1 protein-coding gene and 1 pseudogene are annotated in these 2,155 nt (G+C 74.1%); one reads left to right on the plus strand and one right to left on the minus strand.

Going from position 1 to position 2,155, the window contains the following annotated elements; all coding sequences use genetic code 11:
• Positions 1-205 (plus strand): annotated as a pseudogene (locus tag CR470_RS41205) (class I SAM-dependent methyltransferase); the annotation flags it as partial.
• A gap of 385 nt (positions 206-590) precedes the next feature.
• On the opposite strand, the gene CR470_RS37510 reads toward CR470_RS41205, so the two are convergent.
• Positions 591-1,862, minus strand: a complete 1,272-nt coding sequence (locus CR470_RS37510; protein WP_097872191.1) for a molybdopterin-dependent oxidoreductase — start codon at positions 1,860-1,862, stop codon at positions 591-593.
• Positions 1,863-2,155: the final 293 nt, after the last annotated feature.

Genomic DNA, 2,155 nt, shown 5'->3' on the forward strand with positions numbered 1-2,155 from the left:
GTTCCCCTGGGCGCGGATCGGGACGCCGGCCCTGCTGCGGCACGCCCGCGCGGGCGGCTGGCGTACGGCCGGTCAATGGGGTGCGGAGGGGCGGACCTTCGTCTCGCTGCGCCGGCCCGTTCGGGAGCGGAGCGCCCGGACCAGCAGCCAGAGCGCGGAAAGCGCGAACAGCACGCCGGTGATCAGCAGCCAGTTGCCGAAGTAGACGTCCGGGGAGGTGCCGGCGGCGGCCTCGTACCGCCGTTCGGTCCGCCGGGCGATCAGCGGGAACCAGATCAGCAGGAGCAGCCCGGAGAGGAACGCCGGCACGCGGACGAAGTTCACCAGGGCCGTCCGGGGGCCGAGCGCGGCGCGCAGCGCCCGGTCGGCCCCCGCGTACACCGGCAGCAGCACCAGGTCGTGCAGGAGCGCCGACCCGGCGAGCCAGAGCAGCACGCCGACGGTGTCCCCGTCCAGCAGCCGTACGCCCGCGTAGCCGGCCAGGCAGAACGTGGCGGCGAGCAGCAGCAGGTGCAGCGGGCCCTCCCCGTACGCGCGGCGCGGCGAGAACCGCGAGCGGCGGGGTGCGGGCGGTACGGCTCGGGTGGACATCACAGCTCTCCGAACGTCAGGGTCTCGACCCACTTGGTGTTCAGCACCCCTGGCGCGGCGGGCACGATGATGCGGGCCGGGTAGCCGTGGTCGGGCGACAACGGCGCGCCGTTCACCTCCAGCGCCAGCAGCGAGCGGCCGTCGCGGACCTGGTTGTCGCGCAGCGCGGCCTTGCGGAAGGAGCCGCTGCGCTGGAGCGACTCGACGAACACGCCCGGCGGCCGGTCCGGGTATCCGGCGAGGGCCGCCAGATCGGAGAGCCGTACCCCGCGCCACCGCTGGTCCGAGGTCGACCAGCCCTCCACGCAGGCGATCGGGAGCGCGGCGCTGTGCTGTTCCATGGCCAGCAGCTCGGCCCGGGAGAAGCGGAACTCCCCGGCCGGCCCCCGTACCGTCAGCCGCCAGCGCTCCCCGGTGTCGGCGGGTGTGACCCGTACGGCGGCGGCGGTCTTGTTGATCTGGAAGGCGTTCGGCCCCGGCCCCGGGTCGGTGCCGCCGCGCGGGGTGAGCAGCGCGATGCGGCGCAGCGGTCCGTCGAAGCTGCGGCCGGCCGAGGTGACCAGCAAAAGGAGCGAACCGGCCCCCACGAGGGCCAGCGCGCCGCGCCGGGACAGGGTGGCGGGCAGCGGGTCGGGGGCGGCGAGGGTGTCCGGTTCGCCGCGCGGGATGCCGTTGCGCAACACCCGTACGGCCCCGGGCATCTTGAGCGCCACATGGGTGACGAACCCGGCGAGGAAGACCCAGGCCCCGTAGAAGTGCAGGGTGTAGAAGGACCCGGGGAAGAGGTAGTCCAGCTGGATGTTGAGCAGCCCGGTGAGGAACTCGAACAGCGCTCCGCCCACGAGCAGCAGCAGCGAGATCCGCTCCAGCGCGTGGCCCACGGAACGGGCGGGCGGCAGCGCGAGGAGCCGGGGGATCACCGACCAGAGTTTGGCGAGCAGGACGGGCACGAGCACGATGCCGACGGTGACGTGCAGGCCCTGGGTCAGCCGGTAGAGCCAGTGCGGGCCGGTCGGCCAGGAGAACAGGTAGAAGCCGAGCCACCCCTTGCCCGGGGTCTTGTCGTTGACCCGGTTCAGGTCCGGGTTGTAGGCGGCGTACGAGAGCAGACCGGTGACGAACAGCAGCGTGAGTCCGGCGAGCAGGATGACGCCGAGCACGGCGGTGAAGCGCGCTCCGCGCACGGGGCTGCGCCAGAAGGACGGGTCGGCGGGCGTGCGCGGGACGCGGAGGGAGCCGGGGAGGGAGCGGATGCGACGGCGTTCGGGCATGAGGCCGACGCTAAGCGGGGAACAGCGCCGGCGGGCGGACGCGACTCCTGACGAAACTCTGACGTCGCGGCCGGGCGGGGGGACGGGCATCGCGGCCGGGAGAACGAATCTGACGGTTCGGTGACGCGGCCCTGCCGTACCGCCCGATCGCCGCCCGGTGTGCATAGCGTGCCAGCGTGAAGACCGAGGACGCCACCCCCACGGACACCGCCGACGGCACGGGGCACGGCCCGCCCGTGCCGCCGGACCCCCACCACGACCGCGCCCGGCGCGCGGGGCGGGCCGACCTGGTC

The sequence above is a fragment of the Streptomyces sp. rh34 genome (genome assembly GCF_002551245.1).
Lineage (GTDB): Bacteria > Actinomycetota > Actinomycetes > Streptomycetales > Streptomycetaceae > Streptomyces.